Annotated in this window: 16 protein-coding genes; 8 read left to right on the top strand and 8 right to left on the bottom strand. The window is 66.9% G+C overall.

What is annotated here, in order from left to right:
* Positions 1-12 precede the first annotated feature (12 nt).
* Genes LOKHON_RS01195 through iscR form a run of 4 tightly spaced genes read right to left on the bottom strand, consistent with a single transcriptional unit; the run spans position 13 to position 3,662 of the window.
* Positions 13-606, bottom strand: a complete 594-nt coding sequence (locus LOKHON_RS01195; RefSeq protein ID WP_017929354.1) for a hypothetical protein — start codon at positions 604-606, stop codon at positions 13-15.
* Entirely contained in the window at positions 606-2,144 is a 1,539-nt protein-coding gene (gene sufB / locus LOKHON_RS01200; RefSeq protein ID WP_017929355.1) for a Fe-S cluster assembly protein SufB, read from the bottom strand. Before sufB ends, LOKHON_RS01195 begins: the two co-directional genes overlap by 1 nt.
* A 19-nt stretch (positions 2,145-2,163) precedes the next feature.
* On the bottom strand, positions 2,164-3,207 hold the full coding sequence (locus LOKHON_RS01205; protein WP_017929356.1) for a cysteine desulfurase family protein: 1,044 nt from the start codon (positions 3,205-3,207) through the stop codon (positions 2,164-2,166).
* Complete coding sequence (gene iscR, locus LOKHON_RS01210) at positions 3,204-3,662, bottom strand: Fe-S cluster assembly transcriptional regulator IscR (RefSeq protein ID WP_017929357.1); 459 nt, start codon at positions 3,660-3,662, stop codon at positions 3,204-3,206. The genes LOKHON_RS01205 and iscR overlap by 4 nt, the downstream gene beginning before the upstream one ends.
* A 181-nt stretch (positions 3,663-3,843) precedes the next feature.
* On the opposite strand from iscR, the gene LOKHON_RS01215 reads away from it, so the two are divergent.
* Genes LOKHON_RS01215 through LOKHON_RS01225 form a run of 3 tightly spaced genes read left to right on the top strand, consistent with a single transcriptional unit; the run spans position 3,844 to position 5,290 of the window.
* A complete protein-coding gene (locus LOKHON_RS01215) occupies positions 3,844-4,497 on the top strand; it encodes an alpha/beta hydrolase (protein WP_017929358.1) in 654 nt (217 codons plus the stop codon).
* Positions 4,497-4,718, top strand: coding sequence for a hypothetical protein (locus tag LOKHON_RS01220; RefSeq protein WP_017929359.1), 222 nt, complete (start codon positions 4,497-4,499; stop codon positions 4,716-4,718). The genes LOKHON_RS01215 and LOKHON_RS01220 overlap by 1 nt, the downstream gene beginning before the upstream one ends.
* The gene (locus LOKHON_RS01225; protein WP_017929360.1) at positions 4,715-5,290 is read left to right on the top strand and encodes an HD domain-containing protein; all 576 of its coding nucleotides are present in this window, start codon (positions 4,715-4,717) and stop codon (positions 5,288-5,290) included. The genes LOKHON_RS01220 and LOKHON_RS01225 overlap by 4 nt, the downstream gene beginning before the upstream one ends.
* Before the next feature lie 43 nt (positions 5,291-5,333).
* Here LOKHON_RS01225 and LOKHON_RS01230 read toward each other — a convergent pair whose 3' ends face one another.
* The gene (locus tag LOKHON_RS01230) at positions 5,334-5,726 is read right to left on the bottom strand and encodes a DUF4112 domain-containing protein (RefSeq protein WP_017929361.1); all 393 of its coding nucleotides are present in this window, start codon (positions 5,724-5,726) and stop codon (positions 5,334-5,336) included.
* A gap of 134 nt (positions 5,727-5,860) precedes the next feature.
* On the opposite strand from LOKHON_RS01230, the gene LOKHON_RS01235 reads away from it, so the two are divergent.
* The 5 genes from LOKHON_RS01235 (at position 5,861) to typA (ending at position 10,340) form a co-directional block, all read left to right on the top strand.
* Entirely contained in the window at positions 5,861-7,072 is a 1,212-nt protein-coding gene (locus tag LOKHON_RS01235; protein ID WP_017929362.1) for an NADP-dependent isocitrate dehydrogenase, read from the top strand.
* A 5-nt stretch (positions 7,073-7,077) separates the two neighbouring features.
* Complete coding sequence (locus tag LOKHON_RS01240) at positions 7,078-7,419, top strand: hypothetical protein (RefSeq protein ID WP_017929363.1); 342 nt, start codon at positions 7,078-7,080, stop codon at positions 7,417-7,419.
* Between the two features lie 40 nt (positions 7,420-7,459).
* On the top strand, positions 7,460-8,071 hold the full coding sequence (locus LOKHON_RS01245) for a YitT family protein (protein WP_017929364.1): 612 nt from the start codon (positions 7,460-7,462) through the stop codon (positions 8,069-8,071).
* A gap of 11 nt (positions 8,072-8,082) precedes the next feature.
* Positions 8,083-8,412, top strand: a complete 330-nt coding sequence (locus LOKHON_RS01250) for a DMT family transporter (protein ID WP_017929365.1) — start codon at positions 8,083-8,085, stop codon at positions 8,410-8,412.
* 110 nt (positions 8,413-8,522) lie between these two features.
* The gene (gene typA / locus LOKHON_RS01255; protein WP_017929366.1) at positions 8,523-10,340 is read left to right on the top strand and encodes a translational GTPase TypA; all 1,818 of its coding nucleotides are present in this window, start codon (positions 8,523-8,525) and stop codon (positions 10,338-10,340) included.
* Positions 10,341-10,407: 67 nt separating this feature from the next.
* Here the strand turns inward: typA and LOKHON_RS01260 are convergent, their stop codons facing one another.
* The 3 genes from LOKHON_RS01260 to alaS form a co-directional block, all read right to left on the bottom strand.
* A complete protein-coding gene (locus LOKHON_RS01260; RefSeq protein WP_017929367.1) occupies positions 10,408-10,785 on the bottom strand; it encodes an MOSC domain-containing protein in 378 nt (125 codons plus the stop codon).
* A gap of 92 nt (positions 10,786-10,877) precedes the next feature.
* Positions 10,878-11,162, bottom strand: coding sequence for a DUF1330 domain-containing protein (locus LOKHON_RS01265; protein ID WP_017929368.1), 285 nt, complete (start codon positions 11,160-11,162; stop codon positions 10,878-10,880).
* A complete protein-coding gene (alaS, locus tag LOKHON_RS01270) occupies positions 11,159-13,834 on the bottom strand; it encodes an alanine--tRNA ligase (protein WP_017929369.1) in 2,676 nt (891 codons plus the stop codon). The genes LOKHON_RS01265 and alaS overlap by 4 nt, the downstream gene beginning before the upstream one ends.
* Positions 13,835-13,880 lie beyond the last annotated feature (46 nt).

Below are 13,880 nucleotides of genomic sequence, written 5' to 3' on the forward strand. Positions count from 1 at the left end.
TCTCCTTCCGCATCACTTCCTGCGGGTGAATGTCTCGAGGATCCAGGTCAGGTCGCCTGCCGGGATCGGTGTGGGGTCGAGGGCGAACTCGGCCATGCGGCCATGCATCGCCACCGGGGCGCCGTAGCGTTCGACCTCGTGATAGGTCGGGCGCTCGGCGTAATCGTCGAAGAACAGCCGCACCGGACGGGTGATCCGAAACAGCGTGGTCAGGAAACAGGCTGCCCGGAACCGCCCATCCACCAGCACCACGTCGGGGTGGACGAAATCGTCGCGATCCCAGACCGATGACGGGTAGCGGTGAAACCGCCGCCAATGCCCCGCCTCGTCCGCCGGTTGGCCCCAGCGCGCGGTGGGGCCGATATCGCCATGGTGCAGATGCACCGTGGCGGCGGGCGGATGGGCGTCGAACCGGCGCCGCAGATCGGCGATGAAAGCCTTGTCGCCTTCGACCGAAAACACGGTCTTGCCGGGCATTTCGGCCGCCATCGCGGTCGATCCGCCGGCGCCGTATTCCAGGATCGCGGCCGCACCCTCATAGCCCGCGCGCAACGCGCGGGCCTCCGTTTCCGGCAAGGTGAGGGTCGGGGCCGCGACCTGATCCATCAGCCGACCGAGCCTTCGAGCGAGATCGCGACGAGGCTTTGCGCTTCCATGGCGAACTCCATCGGCAGCGCCTGAAGCACCTCCTTGCAGAAGCCGTTGACCACGAGGGCCACCGCCTCCTCCTCGTCCATGCCGCGCTGGCGGCAATAGAACAGCTGCTCGTCATCGACCTTCGAGGTGGTCGCCTCGTGCTCGACGCGGCTCGAGTTGTTCTTGACCTCGATATAGGGGACGGTGTGCGCCCCGCACTTGTCGCCGATCAGCAGGCTGTCGCACTGGGTGTAGTTGCGGCTTTCCTTGGCCTTGGGGTGCATCGAGACGAGGCCGCGATAGGTGTTCTGCGCCTGACCGGCGGAGATGCCCTTGGACACGATGCGCGACTTGGTGCGCTTGCCCAGATGGACCATCTTGGTGCCGGTGTCGGCCTGCTGGTGGTTGTTGGCGATGGCGATCGAGTAGAACTCGCCCTGGCTGTCGTCGCCGCGCAGGATGCAGGACGGGTATTTCCACGTCACCGCGGAGCCGGTTTCCACCTGCGTCCACATCACCTTGGCGCGGTCGCCGCGGCAATCGGCGCGCTTGGTGACGAAGTTGTAGATGCCGCCCTTGCCGTCCTCGTCGCCGGGATACCAGTTCTGCACCGTGGAATATTTCACCTCGGCGTCTTCCTCGACGATGATCTCGACCACGGCGGCGTGCAGCTGCGCGGTGTCGCGCTTGGGCGCGGTGCAGCCTTCGAGATAGCTCACGTAAGAGCCCTTGTCGGCGATGATCAGCGTCCGCTCGAACTGGCCGGTGTTCTCGGCGTTGATGCGGAAATAGGTCGACAGCTCCATCGGGCAGCGCACGCCCGGCGGCACGTAGACGAAGGAACCATCCGAGAAGACGGCCGAGTTCAGCGTGGCATAGAAGTTGTCCGACTGCGGCACCACGGTGCCGAGATACTTCTTCACCAGCTCGGGGTGCTCGCGGATCGCCTCGGAGATCGAGCAGAAGATGACGCCCGCCTTCTTCAGCTCTTCCTGGAAGGTCGTGCCGACGCTGACGCTGTCGAACACCGCGTCCACGGCGACCTTGCGCTCGCCATCGGCGGGGGCCTGATCTTCGGCGCCCTCGACACCGGCAAGGATCATCTGCTCCTTCAGCGGAATGCCGAGCTTCTTGTAGGTTTCAAGCAGCTTGGGATCGACCTCGTCGAGCGATTTCGGCTTCACTTCCATGCTCTTGGGGCGGGCATAGTAGAAGATGTCCTGGAAATCGATCTTGGGGTAGTTGACCATCGCCCAGTTCGGTTCGTCGAGCTTCTCCCAGCGCGCAAAGGCCTGCAGACGCCATTCGGTCATCCACTCGGGCTCTTCGTTCTTGTCCGAGATCAGCTTGACGATGTCGGTGTTCACGCCCTTGGGCGCGTAGTCCATCTCGATCTCGGTGTTCCAGCCGTGCTTGTAGGCACCCGACAGCTTGGCCACGGCATCGACCGTCTCCTGGTCGACGCCTTCCTTGGCTTCCTTGGTCATGTCCTGCTCGAGGATCGCCATGACGGTCTCCTTTGTTCACTCACGCCGCGCGGGCGCGCATTTTCCTGTAGGCCGAGCCCCAGGCATCCGCGAAACGCAGCACCTCGTCCTCGGTCGTCTCCACTCCCAGCGAAACACGAATCGCGGATTGCGCGATGTCGCTGGCATATCCCATGGCGGTCAGCACCCGGCTGGCGCGGACCTTGCCGCTCGAACAGGCCGAACCGGCGGAAATCGCGATCCCGGCGAGATCCATCGCCATCACCTGCGTCTCGCCCTTCCAGCCGGTCGCGGCGAAACAGCTCGTGTTGGGCAGCCGCGCCGCGCCCCTGCCTGCAAAGATAAGATCCGGCGCCGCGGATTCCACCGCCTGCTCCAGAGTGTCGCGCAGGCGCTCCACCCGCGCCCATGCGCCGTTTTCCAGATCGCGCTGCGCGGCGCGGGCCGCCGCCGCCATGCCACTGATGCCGATCACGTTCTCGGTCCCGGCACGGCGGCCCATTTCCTGCCCGCCGCCACGGATGCGCGCGGCCAGATCGGTGCCGCGTTTCAGGATCAGCACGCCAACCCCCTTGGGGCCGCCGAATTTGTGGGCCGAGAGGATCGCCATGTCCAGCCCCGCCCAGTCGAAGGCAAAGGGCAGCCGCCCGAAGCCCTGCGTGATGTCCGACAGCGCCAGCCCCTGGGGCAGCGACTGGATCACCCCGGTTTCCGAATTGGCGAGCTGCAACACCGCGCGGCCCGGTTCGGCCACGCTGACCCGGCCCTGCGCATCGACCGGCAGCGCGTCCGACACCCATGCCGCGACGGCGTCATGCTCGACCGCCGCGCCATCGAGCCCCCGGCCTTCGAGCGCCAGCGCTGAGGCTTCGGTCGCGCCGGACACGAAGACGATATCGGCGGCGTTCGCCCCGGTCGCCTCGGCGATGTCGGCGCGGGCGCGTTCGACGATGGCCTTGGCGGCGCGGCCCTCGGCATGGACCGAGGACGGGTTGCCGGTCACGTCCATCGCCGCGATCATCGCCGCGCGCGCCTCGGCGCGCAGCGGCGCGGTGGCGTTGTGGTCGAGATAGATCCGGCTCATTCGTCCACCACGTGGAACAGCGTCGGCACCGCCGGACAGGGCGCGAGCCCGTTGCAGGTCACGTCCGACAGCCGGGTCTGGTGCAAGAACACGTAGACATGCGCCGAAAGCCCCTCCCACAGCCGGTTGGTGAGCGATTGCGCCCGGCTGCCCGAGGCGCCGCCAGAGACGCCCGCCCCCTTGTGCATCGCGCTCACCGTTTCATCGACCGCGCCGAGGATCTCGGCCACGCGGATTTCCGAGGCGGGCCGCGCAAGGCGATAGCCGCCGCCCGGCCCGCGCACGCTTTCGACGAGCCCCTCGCGGCGCAGCTTGACGAAGAGCTGTTCGAGATAGGGCAGCGAGATGTCCTGCCGCCGGGAGATCTCCCCCAACGTCACCAGCGTGCCCTGTGGCTGCAGCGCGAGATCGGTCAGGGCCACCATGGCATACCGCCCCTTGGTCGACAGCTTCATCGCGCCTCCGCTCCGCTTGGACGCCCCGTGAAGGGCCATTCTCATTGACGCCGCGAAGGGGTCTGGTTAACTCCCCTGCAGCCGCTCCGATGCGATCGCCTTCGGAGTTAGAACCGTTCTAAGGTGCCCGAGGTTTTCTGTCAAGAAACCGTCACACGCGCCGCAGCCGCAAGGGACGTCCATGCCCGAAGTCATCTTCCCCGGCCCCGAGGGCCGGCTTGAAGGCCGCTATCACCCGCAAAAGGACCGCGACGCGCCGATCGCCATCGTGCTGCATCCGCATCCGCAGTTCGGCGGCACGATGAACAACCGCGTGGTCTACAACCTGCACTATGCCTTTTACGAAATGGGTTTCACGGTGCTGCGCTTCAACTTCCGGGGCGTCGGCCGCAGCCAGGGCGAATACGACCAGGGCGTGGGCGAATTGTCGGACGCCGCCTCGGCGCTCGACTACCTGCAGTCGATGAACAACAACGCCAAGCATTGCTGGGTCGCGGGCTTTTCGTTCGGCGCGTGGATCGGCATGCAGCTGTTGATGCGCCGCCCCGAGATCACCGGCTTCGTCAGCGTGGCGCCCTTGGCCAACATGTACGACTTTTCCTTCCTCGCGCCCTGCCCCTCCTCGGGGCTGATCATCAACGGCTCCGCCGACCGCGTGGCGCCGCCCGCCGACACGGTGGGTCTCGTCAACAAGCTGCATGATCAAAAGGGCATCACCATCACCCACGAGGTGGTCGATGGCGCCGGGCATTTCTTCGAAGACCCGCACATGGACACGATGATCGGCTCGGTGAAGGGCTATGTCGGCCGCCGCCTGACGGAAAACACCCGCTGATGGGCGTGACCGAGGATCTCGCCGACGCGCTGGCGCGCGATGCCATCGCCGCGGCCGAAAGGCTCGGCGATGACGAGGTGATTTCCGAGGTGTCGGAGGCGCTCGGCGCGTCGTCGACGACGACGCAGGAGGCGTTCATGACCTCGGTCCGGGTCCGCCTGGCCGAGCAGCGTGCGCGCCGCCTGCTTGAAGAACGGCTGCGCCAGGGCCCGTCCGCGTGAGCCGTCTCGACGCGCAGATCGCCTTTCTCGGCGAGGCCGACCGTCTCAAATCCGTGCTGCGCGCGACCACGCTGCACGATGCCTCGCGGCGCGAAAATTCGGCCGAACACAGCTGGCACGTGATGCTGCACGCTGTGGTTCTGGCCGAGCACGCGGCCCGTCCCGTCGACGTGTCGCGCGTCCTGACGATGCTGCTTTTGCACGATCTCGTCGAAATCGACGCCGGCGACACCCCGATTCACGGCGACCACGACCCGGCCGAGCAGGAGGCGCTCGAACAGGCCGCCGCCGATCGCATCTTCGGCCTGCTGCCCGCCGATCAGCGCGACGGCCTGCGCGCGATCTGGGAAGAGTTCGAGGCCGCCGAGAGCGACGACGCGGTGTTCGCCAAATCGATCGACCGGGTGCAGCCGGTCCTGTCGAACCTCGCCTCCGGCGGCGGCACATGGCCCGAATACAACGTCACGCCGGAGCAGCTCGAAACCCGCGTCGGCACCAAGGTCGCGCGCGGCGCGCCCGCGCTCTGGTCCGGCCTCAGATCCCGGATCGACGCCTGGTTTTCCGGGCGCTGATCCCCTTCACCATTCCCCAAATACGCAAGATCCCGCCCGCGCCTCATCCACGCGGCGTCACGTCGCGCGCCACCCTCACCGCGTCCTGCTCGAGATGCTCGCGCAAAATCGCCGCGTTGCGCAGGTTCGCCTTGAAGCCGAAGTCGATGAGATCGCCGATCACCGGAATCGACCCGACCACGTAATCGACGCCGGTGTTCACCGCCATGCGCCCGATCTTGCGCTTGGGCACGCCAAGCTGATGCGCGCGCCAGACCAGCCAGGCCGAGGGCGCGAGCGAGATCGTGTCGCCAATCCCGGGGATGAGCCCGAGCAGGCTGTCATACCCGAACCGGAAACCGAAAACCTTGAACCGCGCATCCATGAGATGCGCCATGCGGTCGAGCCGGGCCAGCTCTTCGGCGTGACGGATCGTTGCGGTGGTGTCCTTGGGCATGATCTGGCTCCTTTCGCGGCCCCAACCCGCGAGCGCGCGCGAAGTTCGCCCGTATACAAGTGTATGCCGCCTTTCACACCGGCGCGATCTGCGCTATTGCGGCGCGGAACGGCACAACAGATGCGGAGGCCCCCGTGACCAAGATCAAAGTCGAAAATCCGGTCGTCGAGCTCGACGGCGACGAGATGACCCGGATCATCTGGGACTTCATCAAGCAAAAGCTGATCCTGCCCTATCTCGACATCGACCTGAAATACTACGATCTCGGCATCGAGGCGCGCGACGAGACCGACGACCAGATCACGGTCGACGCGGCGCATGCGATCCAGAAATACGGCGTCGGCGTCAAATGCGCGACGATCACCCCCGACGAGGCCCGCGTCGAGGAATTCGGCCTCAAGCGGATGTACCGCTCGCCCAACGGCACGATCCGCAACATCCTTGGCGGCGTGATCTTCCGCGAGCCGATCATCTGCCGCAACGTGCCGCGCCTCGTGCCGGGCTGGACCCAGCCGATCGTCGTCGGCCGTCACGCCTTTGGCGACCAGTACCGCGCCACCGATTTCCGCTTCCCCGGCAAGGGCAAACTGACGATCAAGTTCGTCGGCGAGGATGGCGAGACGATCGAGAAGGAGGTGTTCGACGCGCCCTCCTCCGGTGTCACCATGGCGATGTACAACCTCGACGATTCGATCCGCGATTTCGCCCGCGCCTCGATGAACTACGGTCTCGCCCGCGGCTGGCCGGTGTACCTGTCCACCAAGAACACGATCATGAAAGCCTATGACGGCCGCTTCAAGGATCTGTTCCAGGAGGTGTTCGACGCCGAGTTCGCCGAGGACTTCAAGAAGGCCGGCATCACCTACGAGCACCGCCTGATCGACGACATGGTCGCCGCGGCGATGAAGTGGTCGGGCGGCTATGTCTGGGCCTGCAAGAACTATGACGGCGACGTGCAGTCCGACACCGTGGCGCAGGGCTTCGGTAGCTTGGGCCTGATGACCTCGCAGCTGATGACGCCCGATGGCGCCATCGTCGAGGCCGAGGCCGCGCATGGCACCGTGACGCGCCACTACCGCCAGCACCAGCGCGGCGAGCAGACCTCGACCAACTCGATCGCCTCGATCTACGCCTGGACCGGCGGCCTGAAGCACCGCGCCAAGCTCGACGGCAACGAGCAGCTCAAGACCTTCGCCGAGACGCTCGAAAAGGTCACGGTGCAGGCGGTCGAGGACGGTCACATGACCAAGGACCTCGCGCTGCTGGTCGGCCCGGATCAGAAGTGGCTGACCACCATGGGCTTCCTCGAGAAGATCGACGAGTACCTCAACAAGTCGCTCGCCTGAGCGCCATGCGCCTGATGCGCAAGCTGAAATGGAGCGCGGCGGCCCTGATCGGGGCCGCCGTTCTTCTGCCCGTGGCCCGCGACCGGCTGGGCCCGGAGCGATTGCCCGATGCCGATCACTGCATTTCGGACCTGCGCACCAACCAGTGCGACGCTGATATCGTGGTGCAGGCCGAGGGCGTGCCGGGCCGGATCTGGCTGGCGCCGGGGCGCTCGCTGCCGCGCGATGCGCAGCCGCCCTATCACGCCTGCGAGATCCCCAACCTGCCCGCGCAGCTGCCGCACCGTCTTTTGCCCGGCGCCACGGTCTGGGGCTGCGAGCTGCCGCCACGGCTGCGCGGCAATTGAGTCACTGGACAGGTCAGCATTCCTGCCCTAGAGGGCGGCCATGCGCACCATCTCCTCCGCCACCCGCCACTCCGCCCTCGAAGATGTTCAGGGGCTGAGCATCGGCATCTTCGCCTGCAGCCTCGGGCTGCACGTGCTGACCCATGCCGGCCTGATCACCGGGCAGACGGCGGGGATAGCGGTGATCCTCTCCTATCTGACCGGCTGGTCTTTCGGGGCGGTGTTCTTCGTGGTGAACCTGCCCTTCTACTGGCTGGCCTGGCTCCGGCTCGGACCGGAGTTCACGGTGAAATCGGTGATCTCGGTAACGCTGTTGTCAGTGGTGACCGAGGCCCTGCCGGGGCGGTTCGACATCGCCCATCTCGACCCTTGGCTCGGCGCGGTGATCTTCGGCGTGCTGGTGGGGCTCGGGCTTCTGGGGATGTTTCGCCACAATGGCAGCCTCGGGGGCCTGGGCATCGTCGCGCTGATCGTTCAGGATCGCTACGGCTTTCGCGCGGGCTACGTGCAGCTTGGCGCCGATGCGGTGATCTTCTGCGTGGCGCTGGCGCTGTTTGACCTCGATGTCGTTTTGTGGTCGCTTCTCGGCGCCGCGATCCTCAACACCGTGATCGCCTTCAACCATCGCCGCGACCGTTACATCGCCACCTGAGGTGCCGCGTCATGCCCTGGATCGTCCTCATGTTCGCCATCGCCGCCGAAACCGTCGCCACCACGGCGCTGCATGCGAGCCAGCAATTCACCCGCATCGGCCCCACGCTGGTCGCGGTGCTGGGCTATTGTTTGTCCTTCTATCTTCTGTCGCTGGCGCTCAAGGCGATCCCGGTGGGCATCGCCTACGCGATCTGGGCGGGTCTCGGAATCGTTCTGATCGCCGCGATCGGCTGGACCCTGTTCGGCCAGAAGCTCGACACGCCGGCGGTGATCGGCATGTCGCTGATCCTGTCGGGCATCGTGGTGATCAACGTCTTTTCCGGCGCCAACCCGCACTGACCGCATCCCGGCGCGCGCAAACCCGCCTTGTCGCCACGATACGGCGACAAGACTGGCCATGGCGCGGTTTTTGGTGTAGAGGCGCGACGACCCCTGAAAGAGTGAATTGAATGGATATCCGCAACATCGCGATCATCGCGCACGTTGACCATGGCAAGACGACGCTGGTGGACGAGCTGCTGAAACAATCCGGCGCCTTCCGCGAGAACCAGGCCGTGTCCGAGCGCGCCATGGACAGCAACGACATCGAGCGCGAGCGCGGGATCACCATCCTCGCCAAGGCGACCTCGGTCGAGTGGGGCAACACCCGGATCAACATCGTCGACACCCCCGGCCACGCCGATTTCGGCGGCGAGGTCGAGCGCATCCTGTCGATGGTCGATGGCGTGGTGCTGCTGGTCGACGCCGCCGAAGGCCCGATGCCGCAGACGAAATTCGTGACCCAGAAGGCGCTGGCGCTCGGGCTCAAGCCGATCGTGGTGCTCAACAAGGTCGACAAGCCCGACGCCGAGCCCGACCGCGCGCTCGACGAATGCTTCGATCTCTTCGCCAATCTCGACGCCGATGAAGAGCAGCTCGATTTCCCGGCGATGTACGCCTCGGGCCGCTCCGGCTGGGCCGACATGGAGCTCGACGGGCCGCGCAAGGATCTCAAGGCGCTGTTCGACATGATCGTGCGCCACGTTCCCGCGCCCAAGCAGCAGCAGGCCAAGGACGAGCCGTTCCGCATGCTGGCCACGACGCTGTCGGCCGACCCGTTCCTCGGGCGCATCCTGACCGGCCGCGTCGAAAGCGGCACGCTCAAGCCGAACGAGACCGTCAAGGCGCTGTCGCGCAAGGGCGACAAGATCGAGCAGTTCCGCGTCTCCAAGATCCTCGCCTTCCGCGGTCTCGGCCAGCAGCCGATCGACGCCGCCGAAGCCGGCGACATCGTCACCCTCGCCGGCATGACCAAGGCGACCGTGGCCGACACGATCTGCGACCTGTCGGTCGAGGAGGCGATCCCGGCCCAGCCGATCGATCCGCCGACCATCACCGTGACCTTCGGCATCAACGACAGCCCGCTTGCGGGCCGCGACGGCAAGAAGGTGCAGTCCCGCGTGATCCGCGAGCGCCTGATGAAAGAGGCCGAATCGAACGTCGCGATCCGCATCGACGACACGCCGGGCGGCGACGCCTTCGAGGTGTCGGGCCGCGGCGAACTTCAGATGGGCGTGCTGATCGAGAACATGCGCCGCGAAGGCTTCGAGCTGTCGATCTCGCGTCCGCAGGTGATCTTCCAGCATCAGGACGGCGTCCGCATGGAGCCGGTCGAGGAAGTCACCATCGACGTCGATGACGAATACACCGGCCCGGTGGTCGAAAAGCTCACCGGCGTGCGCAAGGGCGAGCTCGTGGAGATGAAGCCCGGCGGCGCCGGCAAGACCCGGATCATCGCGCATGTCCCCTCGCGCGGGCTGATCGGCTACCAGGGCGAGTTCCTGACCGACACGCGCGGCTCGGGCGTGATGAACCGCATCTTCCACGGCTGGACCCCGCACAAGGGCCCGATCCAGGGCCGCCGTCAGGGCGTTCTGGTGTCGATGGAAAACGGCACCACGGTCGCCTTCGCGCTGTGGAACCTCGAGGATCGCGGCAAGATGTTCGTGCATCCGCAGGCCGCCGTCTACGAGGGCATGATCATCGGCGAGCACAGCCGCGACAACGACCTCGAGGTGAACCCGCTCAAGGGCAAGAAGCTCACCAACGTCCGGGCCTCGGGCACCGACGAAGCCGTGCGCCTGACGCCCCCCGTCGAGATGAGCCTCGAGCAGGCCATCGCCTATATCGACGATGACGAGCTGGTCGAGGTCACGCCCAACGCGATCCGCCTGCGCAAGCGCTATCTCGACCCGCATGAGCGCAAGCGGCAGGCCAAGGCCAGCTGATCTCGCGACGAGACATGAAAACGCCCGGTCGGAACGACCGGGCGTTTTTCGTTCCATCCGCGCCGTGTCAGACCGGCGTGACGTCATCCCCGAGGGCGATCCGCCCCGGATCGACCACCTCGCAGCACCAGCCGCCATGGCCGCGCATCGCGTTGTAGCCGCCCTCGCCGAGCGCCGCCTCCATCCGCGAGCACGGCGCGCAGGGCACCGAAAACCGCAGCACGGCAGAGCCCACGCGCAAGAGCCGATGCCGCGCGGCGGTGAGGTTCAATCCTGACACGACGATGTTGCGGCGCAGGGTCTCGGGCGCGATGACCCCAAGCCCGGACAGAGCCGCGATGACCGGCAGGTGTTCGGCCTGAATCAACGTCACCGCCCGTTTGCCGGGGCGGGCGTGATCGCCCGCCAGCCCGGCCTGTTCGATTTCGGCCCCGTCGACGGCCACGAGATCCGCGCGCCGCGCCGGGCGCAGGCCGATCCAGTCGACCCGGCCCGGACGCGGAAACCGCGCGGTGAGGCTGGCGACCGTCTCCAGCGTCAGGCCTCCTCGACGATCACCAGCTCGCGTTCGGCGGCGCCCTTGGCGAAGCTCAGCGCCTCCTGGTAGGCGTCGGAGTGGTAGCAGTCATGCGCCGCCTGAAGGCTGGGGAAGCGCGCCACGACGTTACGCGGACGGTCCGGACCCTCCAGTTGCTCGTAGGGGCCGCCACGCACGAGGAATTCGCCGCCGTGATCGGCGATCGCGCCCGTCGCGCGGCGCGCATATTCCATGTAGCGCGCCTCGTCGGTGACCTTCACATGGGCGATCCAGAGCGCGCTCATGCCACGCCCTCCAGCGCCTGCGCCAGCACGCCTTCGGCGGCCTTGATCGCGGCTTCGGCGTTGTCGGCGCTTGCGGCACCGCCCTGCGCCATGTCGGCGCGGCCACCGCCGCCCTTGCCGCCCAGCTCGGCCACCGCCGCGCGCAGCAGGTCGACCGCCGAAATGCGGTCCTTCAGGTCGTCGGTGACACCGGCGGCCACCGCCGCCTTACCGCCGGTATCGGCGATCAGCAGCACCGCGCCCGATCCGATCTGGCCCTTGAGGCTGTCGATCAGCGCCGGGAGGTCCTTGCCGGTGACGCCCTGCATCACCTGCCCCTGGAACTTCACGCCGCCGACCTCGACCGCCTGCGCGCCCGCGCCGCCACCGCCGCCCATGGCGATGTCACGGCGCAGCTGCGCCACCTCGTTGGCAAGCGCGCGGCGCTCATCGGCCAGCGCCTTGACGCGGTCGAGCACCTCGGAGACCGGGGTTTTCAGCACCTGCGCCACTTCCGTGAGCGTCTGGCCCTGCGCGGCGAGATGCTTCAGCGCCTCGCGCCCGGTCAGCGCCTCGATCCGGCGCACGCCGGAAGAGGACGCACCGTCGGACAGCAGCACGAAGGCGCCGATATCGCCGGTCTGGCGCACATGCGTGCCGCCGCACAGCTCGATCGAATAGGTCGCCTGGTCGGTGCCCTTGCCCGAGCCCGCGCGCTTGCCCATCGAGACGACGCGGACCTCCTCGCCGTATTTTTCGCCGAACAGCGCCTGCGCGCCCATGCCGCGCGCCTCGTCCGGCGTCATCACCCGCGTTTCCACGGCCGAGTTCTGCCGGATCATCTCGTTGACCTCGTCCTCGATCCGCTCGATCTCGGCCGGGGTCAGCGCGGCGTTGTGGCTGAAGTCGAAACGCAGCCGGTCATGCGCGTTGAGCGAGCCGCGCTGCACGACATGATCGCCAAGTGCGGCGCGCAGCGCCTCGTTCAGAAGGTGCGTCGCCGAGTGGTTGGCGCGGATGCCGGTGCGGCGGTCGTGATCGACCTTCAGCTCGGCGCCCTGCCCGCGATCGACATGGCCCTCGGCCACCTCGCCGACATGCACGAAGAGCCCCGCGATGCGGCGGCAATCGGTGACGCGCACGAGACCGGTCTCGGTGCGGATCGTGCCGGTGTCGCCGACCTGACCGCCCGCCTCGCCGTAGAACGGCGTCTGGTTCAGGACGACCTGCACCTTGGTCCCGGCCTCGGCCTTTTCGACCTGATCGGCGCCGGTCAGCACGGCGAGGATCTGGCCCTCGGCCTCTTCGGTGTCATAGCCGAGGAACTCGGTCGCGCCATGCGCGTCGGCCAGATCGTACCAATGGGTGGCGTCGGCCACCTCGCCCGACCCGGCCCAGGCGGCGCGGGCCTTGGCCTTCTGCTCGGCCATGGCGGCGTCGAAGCCCTCGGTGTCGACGGTGCGGTTCTTCTCGCGCAGCGCGTCCTGCGTCAGATCGAGCGGGAAGCCATAGGTGTCATAGAGCTTGAACGCTGCCTGGCCGGGCAGCGCCGCGCCTTCGGGCAGACCCTTCAGCTCGTCGTCGAGAAGCCGCAGGCCCCGGTCGAGCGTCTGGCGGAAGCGGGTCTCCTCGGCGCGCAGCGTTTCCTCGATCAGCGCGCGGGCCTGCCCCAGCTCGGGGTATGCCGCGCCCATCTCCTGCACCAGAGCGGGCACGAGACGGTGCATCAGCGGGTCCTGCGCGCCGAGCTGGTGCGCGTGGCGCATGGCGCGGCGCATGATCCGGCGCAGCACGTAGCCGCGGCCCTCGTTCGACGGCATGACGCCATCGGCGATCAAAAAGGAGGTCGAGCGCAGGTGGTCGGCCACGACGCGGTGATGCATCTTGCCGGGGCCATCCGGCTCGGACGAGGTGGCGTGCGCCGAAGCCTCGATCAGCGCGCGCATGAGATCGGTGTCGTAATTGTCGTGCTTGCCCTGCAAGAGCGCGCCGATCCGCTCCAGCCCCATGCCGGTGTCGATCGACTGCGCGTCGAGATCGCGGCGCGTGCCGTCCTCGAACTGCTCGAACTGCATGAAGACGATGTTCCAGATCTCGATGAACCGGTCGCCATCCTCCTCCGGGGAGCCCGGAGGGCCGCCCCAGATCGACGGGCCGTGATCGTAGAAGACCTCAGAACAGGGGCCGCAGGGGCCGGTCGGCCCCATCATCCAGAAATTGTCCGACGTCGCGATACGGATGATCCGCTCGTCGGGCAGGCCCGCGATCTTCTTCCACAGGTTCGCCGCTTCGTCATCGGTGTGGAACACCGTGACCAGCAGCTTGTCGGGGTTGAGACCGAACTCCTTGGTCAGAAGCTCCCAGGAATAGCGGATCGCCTCTTCCTTGAAGTAATCGCCGAAGGAGAAATTGCCCATCATCTCGAAGAAGGTGTGATGCCGCGCGGTGTAGCCCACATTGTCGAGATCGTTGTGCTTGCCGCCCGCGCGCACGCATTTCTGCGCGGTGGCGGCGCGGGTGTAGTCGCGCGTCTCGACCCCGGTGAACAGGTTCTTGAACTGCACCATGCCGGAGTTGGTGAACATCAGCGTGGGATCGTTGCGCGGCACCAGCGGCGAGCTTTGCACCACGGCGTGTCCCTGCCGCCGGTAGAAGTCCAGGAAGGTGGAGCGGATATCGGCGAGGCTGGTCATGTCGTCTCCTTCGGGTCGCGGCGTCCACGTCCTATCCCCGGCCTCG

Source organism: Limimaricola hongkongensis DSM 17492, assembly GCF_000600975.2.
GTDB classification, from domain to species: domain Bacteria; phylum Pseudomonadota; class Alphaproteobacteria; order Rhodobacterales; family Rhodobacteraceae; genus Limimaricola; species Limimaricola hongkongensis.

Excerpts from the sequence above, each read along its gene's own strand:
- LOKHON_RS01195 (WP_017929354.1), bottom strand. The coding sequence starts at position 606 with ATGGATCAGGTCGCGGCCCCGACCCTCACCTTGCCGGAAACGGAGGCC.
- sufB (WP_017929355.1), bottom strand. The coding sequence starts at position 2,144 with ATGGCGATCCTCGAGCAGGACATGACCAAGGAAGCCAAGGAAGGCGTC.
- LOKHON_RS01265 (WP_017929368.1), bottom strand. The coding sequence starts at position 11,162 with ATGAGCGCGCTCTGGATCGCCCATGTGAAGGTCACCGACGAGGCGCGC.
- alaS (WP_017929369.1), bottom strand. The coding sequence starts at position 13,834 with ATGACCAGCCTCGCCGATATCCGCTCCACCTTCCTGGACTTCTACCGG.
- LOKHON_RS01205 (WP_017929356.1), bottom strand. The coding sequence starts at position 3,207 with ATGAGCCGGATCTATCTCGACCACAACGCCACCGCGCCGCTGCGCGCC.
- LOKHON_RS01250 (WP_017929365.1), top strand. The coding sequence starts at position 8,083 with ATGCCCTGGATCGTCCTCATGTTCGCCATCGCCGCCGAAACCGTCGCC.
- typA (WP_017929366.1), top strand. The coding sequence starts at position 8,523 with ATGGATATCCGCAACATCGCGATCATCGCGCACGTTGACCATGGCAAG.
- iscR (WP_017929357.1), bottom strand. The coding sequence starts at position 3,662 with ATGAAGCTGTCGACCAAGGGGCGGTATGCCATGGTGGCCCTGACCGAT.
- LOKHON_RS01215 (WP_017929358.1), top strand. The coding sequence starts at position 3,844 with ATGCCCGAAGTCATCTTCCCCGGCCCCGAGGGCCGGCTTGAAGGCCGC.
- LOKHON_RS01220 (WP_017929359.1), top strand. The coding sequence starts at position 4,497 with ATGGGCGTGACCGAGGATCTCGCCGACGCGCTGGCGCGCGATGCCATC.
- LOKHON_RS01245 (WP_017929364.1), top strand. The coding sequence starts at position 7,460 with ATGCGCACCATCTCCTCCGCCACCCGCCACTCCGCCCTCGAAGATGTT.
- LOKHON_RS01230 (WP_017929361.1), bottom strand. The coding sequence starts at position 5,726 with ATGCCCAAGGACACCACCGCAACGATCCGTCACGCCGAAGAGCTGGCC.
- LOKHON_RS01240 (WP_017929363.1), top strand. The coding sequence starts at position 7,078 with ATGCGCCTGATGCGCAAGCTGAAATGGAGCGCGGCGGCCCTGATCGGG.